Origin of the sequence: Nostoc sp. DedQUE02, assembly GCF_034531035.1 — a bacterium.
Taxonomy (GTDB): domain Bacteria; phylum Cyanobacteriota; class Cyanobacteriia; order Cyanobacteriales; family Nostocaceae; genus Nostoc.
This window is the reverse complement of record NZ_JAVRBY020000016.1, coordinates 68,861-85,675: the sequence shown is the minus strand read 5'-3', so window position 1 is coordinate 85,675 and position 16,815 is coordinate 68,861. Positions and strand designations below refer to the sequence as shown.

Sequence of the window (16,815 nt, the reverse complement as noted above, 5' to 3'; positions counted from 1 at the left end):
ACAAAATCACTTAATTAGAGTATACTAGTTAAGGTTGGATATATGGGCGGGTGGCGGAATTGGTAGACGCACCACACTCAAAATGTGGCGGCCTTACGGTCATAGGAGTTCGATTCTCCTCCTGCCCACTACCAAACAATCAAAAATTACCAGAGAGGTAAAAAACTTATGCGCCTGAAAAGATGGGAATCTCCCCGTAAAGAAGGCAGGAATGACAAAGGTAGAGGCGGTTCTGCCAGGAAGCGGCAACTCAAAAAGCAAAGGCAAATGTTACGGCAACGATTAAAGGAAAGTAACAAGCCAGAAAATAACCGAAACGACAGAGAAGGGGAAGATAAGTTTATCTTCCCCTTATTTTTTGTGATTTTATCTCAGAAAAAAATAAAATTTGGGGATTTTTCAATACAAGAGACTATAGCAATCCTAAATCATTTGTGAGAAATTACCATACTCATTTAGCTTAGGAAAGTCAAAAATTTGACCATTGACGGCTAGCTCAAATAATGCTTTAACTACAGAAAAAGAATGGCAGAAAAAATAAAACTCTCTAATCAATTTTTTCGCTTGTAACCAAATATCTTCTACGGGATTTTGTTGTGGAGCATTTGGGGCAAACCGTTTACAAGTTATCAACCATTGTTCTTGCTTAAGCTGACGATTCAAAGAGTCTAAATAGTCTTGAATTGCATTAGAACGATGATAAGAAGCTCCATCCCAAATTATTAAAAAATTAGCTCCTGGACGCTGTGATTGAAGATATTCCAAGAAATTTATCGTGTTTTGGGAGTCTCCTTTTTTAGCTGCGTAAGTTATAAATTCGTGGGTTTTGTAATCTATAGCACCAAAATATGTTTGCTTATCACGAGCGTTTACAACTGGAACTGATATGCGTTCGCTAGTTTTTCCCCAAACATATCCACAGATATCACCCCACAACAGATGACATTCATCAACCATGAATACCACTAACTTTCCTGACCGGAGGCGGAGCGTCTCCGGCTCCGCTCGATTTCAGAACGTCTCGCTTCCAGTAACTCACAGATTTCTTTTTTTTTGATGCTACTAGTTCTTCGTCATACTTGGGGTTGTGAGCTTGAGTTTTCTTCCAACTAATCCCGGCTGTATCAAATAAGTCGTAGTAGCTCTGTTTCGATTCAAACACTACCCCATACAAAGATGCTATCTCGTATTCTAGTTCGCTTAAATTCCACTTATCCTTGCTTTTGAGCCATTCAATTATTTCTGCACGCTGTTGTGGATTCAAAAATCCCTGACTTCCCTTGTATCTAAGCTTTAAGCCTTCTACTCCAAAAGTGAAAAATGCCTTTTTCCACTTACTTATAAATCCTGATGAAACATCCAATATCGATTGGATAGCAACATGAGTGTATCCTTCTAGCAGCATCTTGACTGCGAGTGCCCGTTGAATTTCTCGCTTGTCTTGGCTATTTTCGATAAACTCTGATAGCGATCGCATCCACATTGATATTCCCCTGTAATGGCTACTAATTATACCTTCAACCCTCTTACGTATTTTCTCACAAACCAAATAGGATTGCTATATATTAAATGGCATTGCAAAGAAAGCGGGATGATTTGACAACTTCTAAAATTCCATCCAAATTTATCTCCCTGTTCTGCAACGCTAATTAAATCTCTAATAGATTGGGAAAGTGATAATAAAAAATTATTTTACATTATTTTAAATATAGTTAATTTTAATTAAACCTATTAAGCGTATACTAGCGTATACTTACGTATCAAAATTGCCAGACTAAGTGACTGGCATTTTTCTTTACTATTTAAATACATAAGTAGCTTGCGAGACTCAGTGTAGAAAATACATCTGGGAATTTGTCGCAATTGTAATGCTTACATGAACCAATGAAAAATTAATTATAAAGGAAGTATGAATTTTGTCACACAGCGTCTAAAATCTCTAGCTTAAAACAGTAAGCTAGAACACAGCAGTTAAATAATTATAGTATTACTGATTAAGTCAAAAGTATACTAAGAAGGCAATTGCATCTCCATGTGTTAACTTCCAATGATGACAGAAGCCTACATAAAAGTCAGGAGTGATCCAATCTGAATTAATCAATATTCTGATTGATCTAAGTAATCTATGGATTTTTTTCTTTGACACAGGAGTTATTGAAGGTGGCGAGAGTGCTTCTACCTACTAAAAAAGTGCTTGATTTTTCTATTACTGCTTTACGCTTTGACGACCAGATACAAACAATACTTAGGTGGGCGAGTAGGCGTGAGAGTAAAACTGTATATGTAGCAAATGTACACATGCTCATTGAAGCTCATTGGAATCCAGAGTTTGCTACCGTATTACGAAATGCAGATATAGTTACTCCTGATGGTATGCCTCTTGTATGGATGATGCGAAAAATGGGAGCGCTTTACCAAGACCGTGTAGCAGGAATGGATATTTTCTTAGCATTGTGTCAGCTAACTCAAACACAAAATCTGAGTATTTTCTTTCTAGGTTCCCAAACGGAAATTCTTTCTAAGATGCGAAAAAGGTTAGAGAAGGAATTTCCGCAGGTGAAGATTGCGGCGATGGAACCTCTACCCTTTCGTCCCTTGACTGACATTGAAGACGAAGCTTTGGTTAAAAAGATTAATTCTAGTGGTGCCAGCACCGTCTTAGTGTCTCTGGGATGTCCCAAACAAGAAAATTGGATAGCTCAACATAAGGGCAAGATACAAGCTGTAATGATTGGACTGGGAGGAGTTTTCCCTGTTTATGCAGGAATTCATAAACGGGCACCCCGCATAGTTAGAGACTTAGGGCTTGAATGGCTGTATCGATGGATTCAAGAACCGCGTCGACTTTGCAGCCGCTATGCTAAGACTATTCCACTCTTTATATGGCTGGCAACGAAGCAACTCCTATCATCAAGTCGTATTGCAGCAGTCTTCCTTCACGAAACTGGGGAGTAAAGAAAAATAAATAGGGTGAGACTGGCTCTAAGGCATTGATCCTTTAGTCAAGCATATTTTGAATGCCAAGGAATCGCGATCGCGAAATTTTCTGCTTTTACCTCTTTCATAACTATCGGAGAAATTAACGTGAGTTCGACGACGACCGCCAAACTTTAATTTAAAGGTTCACCTCAAAGTGATGAAAAAGTCTAATTGCAACGATTCCGACCAATCAACGTCCTACTGTAAAAACCCCTTATCTGAAATTAACTATTAAAATACTTGACATTAACCCAGGATTAAATGCTATATTATGCATAGTGAAATTGTTGGGGCGTCGCCAAGTGGTAAGGCAGCGGGTTTTGGTCTCGCCATCCCTGGGTTCGAATCCTAGCGCCCCAGTTAATCTAAAGACAGGTATAACAGCCTGTCTTTTAAAGTATTTAATACATTTTTCAGATACATCTCAATGCATCCAACTCTGTAAATATTACTTGTCAGGCGATTTGAGAGCTTGATCGAGAGTCTGCCGAGCCTGTTCTGCTTTAGCTCGCGCTTCCTGGTAACGCACATTGGCTTGGGCAAAATTTTTGAGAACTTTAAAACCTTCCTTGAGTCGAGTAATTTCCTCTTCAGTCACAGACTCATCGGTGAACAGAACATCAACCGCTTTGCGAATTTCCAACGCTTCGGCTCGTGACTCCTGAACTTTCAACTTGAGTGTCGCCAGGTTACTCAGAACCTGGACAGCTTGTGTAATTGTATCCTCACCGCTAGCAGTATCAATAGTTGACTCTTTAACCTCAATTAATTGTTGAGGGCCAAATCCTTCTTCCAATTCCGTGGGTAACTTACCTGCATCCATCAGTTCCATTAACTGATCCATTGCCTTATCACGGGCTTTGGCTGAATCTTTTCCAGAAACAGTAAGGATAATTTCTGGACTTTGAGCGAGAGTATACTGAACCATATTTGAGCAGAAAATTTGCTGGTTAACCAAGCTGAGGCAAACAATTATAACACGTTGCGTGTTAGTCCATTTGTTGATTTACGCAAGAGGTCTATTTCATTCATGCTTTATTTCTACCCCTGGCAAGTTGCTCAAAATAAAACTTTATACTTAAGAAAAGGGAATAAGTTTTAACAGGAGGGGAGAGCAATGGCTCCCAGTCCCACCATCATGCAAGCTGTGGAACAACTGGGCTACCGTGTCACCGTTGGTGATGTGGCAACTCAGGCAGGATTGAATGTAGCTGAAGCTAATCAAAGCTTGTTAGCCCTGGCATCTGATGCTGGCGGACATTTACAGGTAGCGGATTCAGGTGATATAGTTTTCCTTTTTCCACAAAATTTTCGAGCAATTTTGCGTAATAAATACTTCCAATTACGATTGCAGGAATGGTGGAAAAAAGTCTGGAGTGTTCTGTTTTACCTGATTCGCATTTCTTTTGGAATTTTCTTAACTATTTCCATCGTCTTGATAACTGTTACCATCTTCATGATCATTACTGCTGCCAATTCAGATCGTGACGGCGACAATCGGGGCAGTAATTCCGGTGGTGGGGGCTTCTTCTATTTTCCAAATTTATTCTGGTATCTTAGCCCAAATTATGACACCCACTACCAGGAACGGCGGCGTGGAAACCAAGAAGAAAGCAATCTGAATTTCTTTGAAGCTGTGTTTTCATTTTTGTTTGGCGATGGTAATCCTAACGCCAACTTAGAAGAACGCCGTTGGCAAGAAATTGCTACAGTGATTCGGAATAACCGTGGTGCAGTGGTAGCAGAACAAATTACCCCATATTTGGATGATATTGGCGAGGGATACACAAGAGAATACGAAGATTATATGTTGCCCGTTCTGACGCGATTTAATGGGCAACCAGGGGTAAGTCCAGAAGGTCAAATTGTTTATTACTTCCCAGAGTTGCAGGTGAGTGCAGTTAAAAAGCGCCGTTATGCAATATCAGATCACTTGGAAGAATTTCCCTGGCGTTTTAGTGCCGCAAGTTCCGGGCAAATTATGCTGAGTGCTGGGTTAGGGATACTAAATTTTGTTGGTGCTTTAGTACTGGGAAGTTTGTTGAGAGATGGAACTGTTGCCATCCAATTAGGCGGACTGGTAGCTTTTGTACAAGGAATTTATTGGCTGCTATTGGCTTACGGAGCAGGTTTTTTAGGTATACCGTTATTGCGTTATTTCTGGATTCAGTGGCGTAATCGCAAAATAGGCGATCGCAACCGCGATCGCATTTCCAGAGCAAGGCTATTGGCAAGTCCTGATTCACCTTTGCAACAAAAAATCAACTATGCTCAACAATTTGCAACAGAAAAAGTCATTGGCAACGAAGATTTAGTGTACTCTAGCGAAACTGACTTACTAGACCAAGAAGTTGAGCGTTCTGCAAAAATTGACGCTGAATGGCAACGGCGCTTAGAACGTGGGAGTGGGGAATAGGAAGTAGAGGGGCAGGGGAAGCAGGGGGAGCAGCACTTCGGCTCATTTCGGCTACGCGGTAATCGAGCGACTTGCACTGAGCGCAGTCGAAGTGAGTCGAGATTCAATGACCAACGCGGAAATCGAGCGAAGTCGAGATTCAGTGACCGAGGAGCAGGGGGAGCAGGGGAAAAGGTTATGGTTCGGCAAGCTCACCAACCAGGTTAAAGGGAAAAGGAATAAATTTAATCTTTCCTCTTTTCCCCTTACCCTTTTCCCCTTACCCTTTCCCAATCCCCAATCCCCAATTACTTCGCCTGAATTGGCGTTAGGGCTACACCTTGATAATAATGTCCCAAAATTTGTAGGTGGTTCACTCCTTGCCGAGCCAGATTGTACGCGCCCCATTGACTCATACCTAAAGCATGACCATAGCCAAGCCCTTGTAGTACAAAACTACCATCGCCTCCCTTGGCGACAGTAAAGCGGGTACTTTTTAACTTGAGGGCTGTTCGCACTTCTTCCCCCTGTAGCACCTTCGTGCCCTTATTGCCGACAATTTTTAAAACTTTAACACTGCGAAAAGGTGAGTACGTCTCTGGAATCATCGCCGTCACGCTGCCCACTTCAGGAAATTTAGCGCTAATTTCACTGGGCGAGAAGGTTTTCACCCAATTACACTCGCGGATATTTTGATCGTAGTCTTGAACAGCACGTAGATAAGGTTCGCTACTTCCCCAAACATCTTCCACGTTTTCGGTGTGTCCCCCAGAACAAGCGTGGAAGACTGAGAGAATAATCCGGTTTTTGTAAGTTAGTACCTGCCCTAGAGTAGAATCCACTGCGGCATAAGTAGCAGGAGATTCACTAATGACACCTTTGTAAATTTGCCAGCGATCGGGGGTATTGCCTAAATCATAAACGGGATTATTCCGTTGTTTTTCTCGTTCGTAGAGGGCGTAAGTGCGGGCTGCGATCGCTTGGGCTTTTAAAGCTTCTTGAGGCCAGCTAGCATCCATTTCGCCACCGAGAACGCTGTAGAGATATTCTTGGTCATCAACCCAGTTAACAGCCGTTAAGCCTTTGTCTGTGGGGACAACCAAAGTTCTGCCTCGATACCAGCGATCGCCAATATAAACAAATCCCTTGCCAGTTGGCTCAATCCAAAATAAACCAGACTGCCACTTATCTAAAGCAACTCCGCCAGGAACGGCTTGGGCGTAATATGCACTCATCGCTGGTAACTGTCCGAGAGTCCGGCCAGTACTATCCTTCACGATCCCAGTGGTGGAACTGCCCACTTTTACCTGATTAACACCCCTCTCAATTGCCACGCGCAGGATTACAGACGCTTGGGCTGGGGCAACCAAAGCTATCCACAAAAAAATACTTACCCACCAATGACGTACTTTAATTTGCGAAAATAAAGAGCCTAAATAAAGTTGGAATTTCATGCTGATCATCTAATCACACTAGTATCTAATTGACGCTCTGGATTATGGCGCCTACTACTTTAAGATGAGACAGTTCTCCAACGCAGGAGGTTGCCACCTCCTACTAATTATGCATTTTGCTTTAGCTATCAGGTAGAAATCAGTTCAAGAGGGTATAGCGAGAATTCCTCTGCCTCTTCCCAATACCCAATGCTCCGTACTTCTTCAGCCTACGATGCCAATACCTTTTGAGAATTGCTGACTTCATTAGCGATAATTCCGATTAAATTCAACTTACTCAAAATTTCTGTTGCTTGAGTCAATTCAGTTCGAGTCACTTTTCCCATACGCTCTACCATCACAATACCATTGCAAAAAGATGCCACAATCCTGGCATCAACCGTGCCCAAAATAGGTGGAGCATCTATCAGTACTAGGTCATAACTTTGCTCAAACAACTCTATTAGTTCTTTCATCCGTTGAGAACTGAGCAACTTTACCGTATCTTCCGGTTCCGGCCCAGCAGTCAAAATATCAATAGAGGGATGAATGGGTTGGATGTAATCTTGAAAATGAGTAGTTGTCTCATCAACTAATAACAGAGATAGTCCCCAATCATTGGATATTTCCAGGATTTTGTGCAGGCTAGGATTATGTAGGTTCGCATCAATTACTAATACCCGTCGATGCATTCGAGTAGCACTAGCTACAAGCCCTAATACTAAGGTTGTCTTTCCTTCCCCTGGTAATGCTGAAGTAAACATCAGCGACTTGAACGGTAAGGGATATTTTAATATTTGAATATTTTGGTAGATCATGTCCAGGGTTTCATGGACGGGCAATTTAGTACTGGCTTCTATTACAGAATCTGAGCTTCCTCGACCATTCCAAGGCAGACCTAGCCGCCGCTTTTTGGCACTACGCGAGGATAGTTTTGGCACTGACCCCAGTACACGTAAGTTCGTCAGTTTCTTTAAATCTCCGGCACAATAAATAGCGTCATTAAACTTTTCTAAAATCAGAGCTGCTAAGATACCTAAAATCGGCCCAATCACTGCTCCTCCGACTAAAAGTAACAATCTGTTGTTACCCATATAAATACCCGGAGAAGGTTCTGCCAAAACTTGCCAGCTATATCCTTCCTGAGCAATTTTTAGTCCTAATGACTGTTGCGCCTGAAGTAGTTGTTCAAGGGTTTTGCGACTAGTTTCTACCTTTGGCAGCAGACTATTATATTCTGCTATTAAACTTGGATATTTGTTTAGCTCAGAACGGATTTGCTGTTCTGACTCGGTTAGATTTTTTTCATTGGCAGTTAGTCCTAAAACAGTTGTCTGTACCAAAACAAACTCGTCTAATAGCGTTGGATCAACTCCTAGAATTTGTCCTTTGAATAAAGGTTTTTCCTTACTATTAGTAATAGTTTTCACCTCTTCTCTTAATAGAGACAGTTCACTTTGGCGTTGCTGCTTTAGTTTTTGTACCGATGGGTAATCGTCTGTATAGCGCAGCCGCTCTTTAGCCAATGCTAGTTCCGTCTTTTGAATTTCACTCAATAGTGCTTGGTAGCGACTTGACTGATTTAAACGAGAAGAAATTAGTGTATTCTGTTGAGATGAAGACGCTATTTGCTGCTCTAAATTATCGTAGCGAGCGTTTACATCCTTAAGATTGGCACGAGCGGTTTGTAGCTGTTGTTGAACATCGGCTAGAGATTCTAGCAGAATTTTACTTTGGACTTCGGGATCAAGTAATTTATGTTTCTTGCGAAACTGTTCCAAATTTTTCTCAGCTTTACTCACCTCTTTTTTTATCTCAGGTAGGCGAGTGTTTACAAAAGCTAATCCCTGATTCAGACGTTCTTTTTGTTGCTGCTTGTTGTAGTTTTGGTAGACTTTCTCTAGAGCTTGAAGTACTTTTTGTGCTTTTATTGGATCGTCATCATTGAAAGAAACTTTAAATGCTTGATTAAAAACTTTATTAGCTCCTATACCTCCCTCTTCTGGAGTTATTTCTAGAGCGGCTTTTGTCTGATGTCCTTTTTGACCATTGATATCTTGTAAAGTAATATTAGGATAATCAGAATGAAGTAAATCTACAGCTTTCTGAAGCAACTTAGAACTCAGCATAAGTTTCATCTGAGTAGTGGAATCAACAACTTGAGAATTGGAATCAGTAACCTGAGTATCTGCCCCAACTGGGATATTATTTGACTGTGCCCCTTCGGATGAATTGGAACTCACCAATATCTGCATATTGCTCTGGTAAGTAGGTTTGACAGTGACAGCCAGGAGGCTAGCAACTGACATCACTACACAGGAAACCCCCAAGATCAGAAAGCGTCGGCGAAGCAAAATAGTAGATAGTTGTCTGATGTCAACTACGCCTTGTGCTGAAGTAGTAACCTGTTGCTCTTGATTCAGACTAGTCTTAGCCACTATCAAACTCCTCTAATATCGAAACACTATATTTATCTGGAAGATTTATGAGAAATGTGAAATGATTTTTTTACACCTAATAGCTGCAAGAGCATACTTAATTCTTCTTCCAACAATGACAAGCTAATTTGGCATAATATTATGCCAACTGGCGCTTTCATGTTCATCAATTCATGCATATAAATTCTTAATCAGTGTTGGAAGAATAAATTTTTAATAAATATTTTATTTAAGGAATAAAAATCTTGACGAAAAATTAATTATTTTTCTTAAGTATTTGAGTAATAAATTATCTAATTTACAAACATTACTTTATCTAGAAGTTATTTTTATCACTTGTAATCCAAGAAACACATTAAGATAAATATTTAAAGCATAGTACTTCTACCTTTTTGATACACTTAGTTAATCTAAATTCATGGTTAACTAGTTGACTTATTCGTAAAAGTTAGCTGCTATCTATTTGCTGGACGTTATCAGTTTGACTACAAAACTTTAAGATAGATCCTGGTTAATTTTAGATTTTAGATTAGAAGGGTTCAATATAAAATCTGTCTTGCAAAGTTGTGATGGCTGCGGTGGGATGCGCCAAGGAGTCCGCGAACTTCAAAACCGACCTTCAGACTTTCCACAAAATCTAAAATTTAAACGCCTATCTTGGTTAGCTCTACTTCCCGTCGTCTGGGTACTTCATGAATCATAAAATCGTAAGCCATATCAGTACGGGGAAAAATAGCACGGGCTTCCTTGAGGAGATCCTTCAATTCTAAAGTATTTCCAGGAGCATAGCGGGGACTGAAATGACTCATAATCAGTCGATGTGCCCCAGCAGCTAAAGCTGTTTGCGCTGCCATTGTGGTTGTGGAATGCAATCGCTGAAAAGCCATATCTGCATCTTGATGGGCAAAGGTTGCTTCGTGAATTAATACATCTGCATCATGAGCTAATTCCACTGCACCATCACAATAAATTGTGTCCGTACAATAGGCAATCTTTCGACCAATTTCTGTAGGGCCGCATAATTGAGTGCCATCAATCACCCGTCCATCAGTAAGGGTAACTGTTTCACCGCGCTTAAGTTGACCGTAAACCCGACCAGGAGGAATTTGCAACGCCTTGGCTTTTTCCACATCGAAGCGTCCGGATCGGTCTTTTTCGGCTACGCGGTAGCCAAAAGCTGTAATGCGGTGGTGTAAATTAGCGCAACTAACGGTGAAGTCATCGTCTTCATAAATTATCCCTGGACGGATGGCATGAACTTTGATTGGGTAAGAAAAGTGCGTGTAGGAATAACGTGAGGCGGATTGAATGTAATCATTTAATCCAGGTGGCCCATATATATCAATTCGCTCCACATTGCCAGCCAAGCCGCAAGTAGCAAGAAGTCCCATCAAGCCAAAGATATGGTCGCCGTGCATGTGGGTGATAAAAATTCGGGAGAGTTGACTGATTTTCAGTTCACTCCGCATAATTTGATGCTGAGTACCTTCACCACAATCGAACAACCACAGTTCTGCCCTTTGGGGTAATCTCAGAGCGACACTGGAAACATTGCGCGATCGCGTGGGTACACCGGAACTCGTCCCTAAGAATGTTATCTGCACAGTGTTCTTTAGTCTTCCTATTGCTCAATTTGCAGCTCTATTTTCTATAGTGGCACGGTTAATGAGTAAAATATTTAGGATTTTTGGGATTGGGCATAGTTATACCAAATTGCGTTCAAAAATATTAGTTTTGACAGGCTGTTCTTGAGCAGGGGAAGCAGGGGAGGCAGAGGAAGAAATACTACATATAATTGCAAAATGGTATTAATAACCAATAGTTATTTTTCCTTAGCTAGTACAAGCATACAAAAATTCTGTAGTGAGACTCAAGAACACTACAGGAGAAATTAAAATAATCAAATAATTAGAAAATTAGAAGAAAGTTGTCAGATTGATAAATTGCTTGTTTATTTATGTAATATTATTTACAAGCCGATCGCGGATTGTTTTGAGTTGGTCTTGAGTCTTAATTGGCTCTCGCGGTGCTGGCAATTCAGTATTCGGCCAGTTAGGTAAATCATTGCAGGGACATAACAACGCGGGCATTCCGACGTCTCGTGCGGCTATCGGCATACTGCATCGACTGCAAGGCAGCATATCCCATGCTGGTGTCAACAGTTCAGCAATGGTTTCGGATGTACCCTCCAGGTAACAATCACCTGATTCCGGCGAGATAATTTTCTGCCAGCACTCTTCAAATTCTTCACTATAGCGATCGCCATTTAGCACCGATTGGGGCAAAAAGCTTGCCTTACCGTTGCCCGTAATCACTTTCTTACCCAACTGAAACCAGTAGGCAAGGTATCCTCTAACTTCTTGTTTGGTTGCCATATTACAATTTTAGATTTTAAATTTTAAATTTTGGATTAATTTGAATCTAATTAAGAATCTTGACTTCTGAATGTTCCAGCATCCCCTCTATTTGGCAATGGCGAACCAAGGACACTGAGATTGAGGACATGACCACCAGTCACTAAATAAACAGTTTCGCTGAGTGTACTTACCTGGCGTACTAAAGAACCGAGGCGATCGCGGAATGCCCTCCCAAGGGGATAAGCTGGTATCACGCCCCAACCCACCTCTTCTGCTACGAACAGCATATCAGCAGCAACCAGTTCCACCGTCTCTAATAACTCTGTAACAATGTTTCCCCAGCTAGATTCGTCTTGTTCCAGGAGATTAGCAACCCAAGTTCCTAAAGAATCAACCAAGAGGCAGGTATAGGGTTTGGCATCGGCGAGAGTAGCAGACAGTTCCACGGGTACAGATAGAGTTACCCAGTCTTGGGGACGACGTTGTTGGTGTTCTAAAATGCGTTGATGCCATTCTCGATCGTCTGGGTTATCGGTGGCTGTTGCTACGTAAACAACTGCTTTTCCTGACTGCATAGCTAAAGTTTCTGCCCATTCACTTTTACCAGATCGTGCTGGCCCTGTTATTAAAATGATTTTACCCAAAGTTTTTTACTGAGTATTTTAACAATATAGGACTCATATTTGATTGCGTGAAAAAAACTCAGTACACTTTTATTCCTTCTTCCCAGTCCCCAGCGATGCACTGAGTTTCGACACAACGACAAGCTCAGTGCATCGCTTGGCGGTAATCGAGCGACTTGCACTGAGTTTCGACACAACGACAAGCTCAGTGCACCGCTTGGCGGTAATCGAGCGACTTGCACTGAGCGGCGCCGAAGTGAGTCGAGATTCAACTACCGCGCAGTCGTTGTGTCCCCGGTTTTCACTCCTTAATTCAGGAATCAAATCGGATTACTATAGTACGACTGTTGCAATTTATCACCACAGTTTTTTACTTCATGGGTGAGATTTTTGGTTTCAAATAACTTTTAAGGGATAAAATTAGCACCAGCATCATTGATGCCACAACTGGCAAAAGCCAAAAATCCCAACAATCCCATTCTCAATTATTCAATACCACTGGGGAAAGCAAACTTTAGGATATCTTTTATGAACGCAGGCTTAAAACGCATTGAAGCAACTCTACACGATTTAGGGAATCGCGGCACTGCCTCTACTGCCGAAACAAGTGATTCGACGACGACAAAACGGCCTTTCTCTTTTAGAATCAGCGTCGGAGCCAACGAATCCACAGAAAGTACACAAATTCCATCCTCTCAGGATGAGAAACTCGTTGAATTGGGCAAAGAGACTGAGAGTGATTATTCATCTGAACAAAATTTCTTTCCTCACCATGACTCTGTACAGACCTTTCAAACAGAAGAGAATGGTAACAGAACACCCAGCCTACCCAAGTTGAAAACTCCGAGCTTTAGTAGTCATCGCCACGGTGCGAATCCAGCATTGGCGATGAATCTATTGCAAGAAATTCAGGAAACTGTCGCTGGTTGGCAAACAGAATTGCAAAATATTTTGAAGCAAATTCAGGATATTTACTTAGAAGGGCCAATTGTCAATGGCTGGTTAGAATCCAATCCCAGCGAACCAGAACCAGCAGGAACCGCGACACTGCGTCATGCAGAGGTTGACCGCTTAATGAACTACGTAGAAGAAATTTGCGCCACTGGTGGAAAAGTATCTTATCAATCATCTATTACTGGCTATCGCCTCTGTGGTTTAGACGATGCTGGTAAAGTCTGGTCGCGCCCATGTCCACCGGATCAGGTTCCCAATGTTAGTATGGCGATCGCTCGTTACCAAAAGTTACGTCAACTGTTAGGGCGCAAGCAATCTTTGGAAACTCGCCTGAGTCAACTCGCTCAAACTCTTGTAGTTTTACACAGTCATATTCAACAAACGTGAAGTTTTAAAGATTATTTCCGAAGAAACTCGGTTGGTAGGTCGGTAACTTTTGGTTTAGATTAACTTTCAGCAGTTATGCATTGGATTTAAGATTTTAATCTAAAATCGTTCGACTGAGCGACTAGCCTTGACTTGTGCCGAGCATCTCGACTTACTTCGACTACGCGGTAGTTGAGCGTAGTCGAAACTCAGTACAAGTCGCTCGATGGAGCCGAAGTCGAGGTAGCGAAGTCGAAAGGAGCCGAAGTCCCAAATCTCAAATCCAAAATTAAATCTATGCCAGACACACAAATCTCTGCCATTATCTGTACTTACAATCGAGATACCTATTTAGGGGCTGCAATTGATAGTCTTTTAGCACAGGATTTTGCTGCTGACTTTGAAATTGTGGTAGTTGATAATGGATCTACTGATCGCACTCGTGAGGTTGTAGAAGAAAGAACCCACAATCAGCGCCTGAAGTATGTTTTTGAACCCACCATTGGTTTATCTGTAGCCCGTAATACGGGTGCAAGAATAGCCAGTGGTGATATTCTTGCTTATCTGGATGACGATGCCGTTGCCAGTAAGGGCTGGCTGCAAGTTTTATATTCTGCCTATTACAATAATTCTAAACTAGCGATCGCAGGTGGCAAAGTCACTCTCCTGTGGCCCCCAGGAATTCAACAACCACGGTGGCTATCTCCAGGGCTAGCTGCAAATCTGGGTGCATACGACTTAGGTGATAATACCATCTACATCGAGCAACCTGGCTCAACACCTAGAGGCTTAAATTACTCCATCCGCCGCAGTTTCCTAGAAGAAATTGGCGGTTTTGATCCTAATCTCGGTCGAGTGGGAAAAAATTTATTATCTAATGAAGAACTTCTAATGACTGAATTTGCCCTACAGCGTGGTTGGCAAGTCGCTTATCTTCCTGAAGCGCTAGTCGCTCACAATGTAGCCCCAGAACGCCTCCAACGCTCCTGGTTTTTGAACCGAGGCTGGTGGCAAGGTATCAGTGAATGTTATCGAGAACAACTCGCTGGTAAAGCTGGAATCGCTCAATTGCAGCGAGGTAGTGAACGGTTTGTGCGTGGCTTGTATAAGGCATTGCAATATTTCTCTGATCCAGCAGAACGGTTTGACAAACTTGTTTATGCTTATGGTCAGATTGGTTACTTAAATGCTGCTATTCAGGGCCTTTTATCTACATCAAATAAAAAATAGCCAATAACATAATTTATACTCCTATGCTATCTAAAATACCAGTTTCAGTACTAATTCCAGCCAAAAATGAACAAGTAAACTTGCCTGCCTGTCTTGCTAGTCTTAGTAGAGCAGATGAAATATTTGTAGTAGATTCTCAAAGTACTGACAACAGCATTGAAATTGCTAAAAATCACGGTGTAAATGTCGTTCAATTTAACTTTAATGGACGTTGGCCCAAAAAGAAAAATTGGTCTTTAGATAATCTTCCTTTCCGTAACGAATGGGTACTAATTGTAGATTGCGATGAGCGCATTACCCCGGAACTGTGGGAAGAAATTGAACAAGCAATTCACAACGAGGAATATACCGGTTATTATCTCAATCGCCGCGTATTTTTCTTAGGAAAATGGATTCGTTATGGTGGGAAATATCCTGATTGGAATCTACGTTTGTTTCAACATAAAAAAGGTCGCTACGAAAATCTAAATACAGAAGATATTCCGAATACTGGTGATAACGAAGTTCACGAACACGTGATTTTACAGGGGAAAGTTGGATATCTCAAAAATGATATGCTCCACGAGGATTTCCGCGACCTTTACCACTGGTTAGAACGACACAACCGTTATTCTAATTGGGAAGCCAGTGTTTATTTTAATATTCTCACAGGTAAAGACGAGAGCGGTACTATTGGCGCAAATCTATTTGGTGATGCCGTACAACGCAAGCGCTTTTTGAAAAAAGTGTGGGTACACTTGCCATTTAAACCCATTTTGCGGTTTGTTTTGTTTTATATTATTCAACGTGGTTTTTTGGATGGCAAAGCAGGATATATTTATGCACGCTTGCTAAGTCAATATGAATATCAAATTGGCGTTAAACTTTACGAATTACGTAACTGTGGTGGTCACTTAAATACTGCAACTACCCCGAAGGAAGGAGTAGGAGAGCAGGGGAGCAGCATTTCGGCTACGCCCTTCGACGCCGCTCAGGCTAAACTCAGTGACCAAGGAACAGAGGGAAAGCTATTGACCATTGATTCCTAACTTTGCCAATTTTAGATTTTGAATTTTGGATTTTGGATTTAAGGAAAAATTTAAAATCTAAAATAGTTCGATTGAGCGCCACGCAAAAGCCTAGAATCTAAAATCTAAAATTGAATGACAAATGACCAACCTTTCGTAGATTTACGCAAATATGACCAATCTTGGTTTGATCGGGGGCGTCCAAGTTGGTATGTTTTATTATGGTGGTTTGTACAAGCGATCGCCTTTCCTCTTACTCCTCAACCGTTAAATATCCTGCGTTGCGCTCTGCTACGGTTGTTTGGCGCTAGTATCGGCAAAGGTGTATTAATTCGACCTACTGCCCGCTTCACTTACCCTTGGAAAGTTACGATTGGTGACTACAGTTGGATTGGAGATAACGTAGTTTTATACAGCCTCGATCAGATCCACATCGGTGAACATTGCGTAATTTCCCAAAAAAGTTACCTGTGTACTGGTAGTCATGATCTCCAAGATCCTGCCTTTGGTTTGAAAACAGCAAGTATCACCATTGACAATGGTGCATGGGTAGCAGCAGATTGTTTTGTTGGGCCGGGAGTGCAAATCGGGGCTAATGCTGTGATTGGCGCTCGTAGTAGTGTTTTTACTAATATGCCCTCTGGGCAGGTTTGTTGGGGAAGTCCCTGTCGTCCCAAGACGGTTAGGATAAAACTTGATCCTCCCACAACTCCCTGATTTTATAGATAAACATATTGGGGGCGCACAGCTAGCTGTGTGCCCCTATTTATTAGATATCTGGTGAAATTAATTACGCGTGCTTTTGGAAAAGGAAATAAAAGTGCGATCGCCACGCATAGGCATAGCTCTCAGGCTACACCAACATCGAAGTTTCAGATCGAAATGCTCTAACTCAGAGCTTATCTACTTTTTACATGCATAGCTGATGCTTATATTTCTTACCTATAAGCTCTACTTTATAGATAGATGTAGGCATTTCCTGGAGATAGTTTACTTTAAATTAAATCTTTTTGCTTTTTATTCCCAAATTCGT

12 protein-coding genes, 2 tRNA genes and 1 pseudogene are annotated in these 16,815 nt (G+C 41.5%); 8 read left to right on the top strand and 7 right to left on the bottom strand.

Annotated features, from left to right (window positions below):
* Window positions 1-44 precede the first annotated feature (44 nt).
* A tRNA-Leu gene (locus tag RMX98_RS15295) sits at window positions 45-128 on the top strand.
* A 295-nt stretch (window positions 129-423) separates the two neighbouring features.
* On the opposite strand, the pseudogene RMX98_RS15290 reads toward RMX98_RS15295, so the two are convergent.
* A pseudogene (locus tag RMX98_RS15290) lies at window positions 424-1,477 on the bottom strand (IS630 family transposase).
* 821 nt (window positions 1,478-2,298) lie between these two features.
* Here RMX98_RS15290 and RMX98_RS15285 point away from each other — a divergent pair.
* Window positions 2,299-2,955 (top strand): WecB/TagA/CpsF family glycosyltransferase, encoded by a 657-nt coding sequence (locus RMX98_RS15285; RefSeq protein ID WP_322678602.1) that lies wholly within the window; start codon window positions 2,299-2,301, stop codon window positions 2,953-2,955.
* A gap of 312 nt (window positions 2,956-3,267) precedes the next feature.
* Window positions 3,268-3,339: transfer RNA gene (locus RMX98_RS15280), tRNA-Gln, on the top strand.
* Between the two features lie 88 nt (window positions 3,340-3,427).
* Here the strand turns inward: RMX98_RS15280 and RMX98_RS15275 are convergent.
* Complete coding sequence (locus tag RMX98_RS15275) at window positions 3,428-3,907, bottom strand: hypothetical protein (protein WP_322678601.1); 480 nt, start codon at window positions 3,905-3,907, stop codon at window positions 3,428-3,430.
* Window positions 3,908-4,096: 189 nt separating this feature from the next.
* Between RMX98_RS15275 and RMX98_RS15270 the strand changes: the two genes are divergently transcribed.
* Window positions 4,097-5,395: a hypothetical protein gene (locus RMX98_RS15270; RefSeq protein ID WP_322678600.1), complete on the top strand. Its 1,299-nt coding sequence runs from the start codon at window positions 4,097-4,099 to the stop codon at window positions 5,393-5,395.
* 287 nt (window positions 5,396-5,682) lie between these two features.
* Here RMX98_RS15270 and RMX98_RS15265 read toward each other — a convergent pair whose 3' ends face one another.
* The 5 genes from RMX98_RS15265 to cobU all read right to left on the bottom strand — a co-directional run bounded on the left by RMX98_RS15265 (window position 5,683) and on the right by cobU (window position 12,246).
* The gene (locus RMX98_RS15265) at window positions 5,683-6,828 is read right to left on the bottom strand and encodes a SpoIID/LytB domain-containing protein (protein WP_322678599.1); all 1,146 of its coding nucleotides are present in this window, start codon (window positions 6,826-6,828) and stop codon (window positions 5,683-5,685) included.
* A gap of 209 nt (window positions 6,829-7,037) precedes the next feature.
* Complete coding sequence (locus RMX98_RS15260; RefSeq protein WP_322678598.1) at window positions 7,038-9,245, bottom strand: polysaccharide biosynthesis tyrosine autokinase; 2,208 nt, start codon at window positions 9,243-9,245, stop codon at window positions 7,038-7,040.
* A gap of 644 nt (window positions 9,246-9,889) precedes the next feature.
* The gene (locus RMX98_RS15255; protein WP_322678597.1) at window positions 9,890-10,849 is read right to left on the bottom strand and encodes a ribonuclease Z; all 960 of its coding nucleotides are present in this window, start codon (window positions 10,847-10,849) and stop codon (window positions 9,890-9,892) included.
* Window positions 10,850-11,200: 351 nt separating this feature from the next.
* Window positions 11,201-11,620: a hypothetical protein gene (locus RMX98_RS15250; RefSeq protein WP_322678596.1), complete on the bottom strand. Its 420-nt coding sequence runs from the start codon at window positions 11,618-11,620 to the stop codon at window positions 11,201-11,203.
* A gap of 50 nt (window positions 11,621-11,670) precedes the next feature.
* On the bottom strand, window positions 11,671-12,246 hold the full coding sequence (gene cobU / locus RMX98_RS15245) for a bifunctional adenosylcobinamide kinase/adenosylcobinamide-phosphate guanylyltransferase (protein WP_322678595.1): 576 nt from the start codon (window positions 12,244-12,246) through the stop codon (window positions 11,671-11,673).
* Window positions 12,247-12,753: 507 nt separating this feature from the next.
* Between cobU and RMX98_RS15240 the strand changes: the two genes are divergently transcribed.
* The 4 genes from RMX98_RS15240 (at window position 12,754) to hpsU (ending at window position 16,499) form a co-directional block, all read left to right on the top strand.
* Window positions 12,754-13,566, top strand: a complete 813-nt coding sequence (locus tag RMX98_RS15240; protein ID WP_322678594.1) for a hypothetical protein — start codon at window positions 12,754-12,756, stop codon at window positions 13,564-13,566.
* 276 nt (window positions 13,567-13,842) lie between these two features.
* Complete coding sequence (locus tag RMX98_RS15235; RefSeq protein ID WP_322678610.1) at window positions 13,843-14,775, top strand: glycosyltransferase family A protein; 933 nt, start codon at window positions 13,843-13,845, stop codon at window positions 14,773-14,775.
* 23 nt (window positions 14,776-14,798) lie between these two features.
* Entirely contained in the window at window positions 14,799-15,803 is a 1,005-nt protein-coding gene (locus RMX98_RS15230) for a glycosyltransferase family 2 protein (RefSeq protein WP_322678593.1), read from the top strand.
* A 114-nt stretch (window positions 15,804-15,917) separates the two neighbouring features.
* Window positions 15,918-16,499 (top strand): hormogonium polysaccharide biosynthesis acetyltransferase HpsU, encoded by a 582-nt coding sequence (gene hpsU / locus RMX98_RS15225; RefSeq protein ID WP_322678592.1) that lies wholly within the window; start codon window positions 15,918-15,920, stop codon window positions 16,497-16,499.
* The last annotated feature ends 316 nt before the right edge of the window (window positions 16,500-16,815 follow it).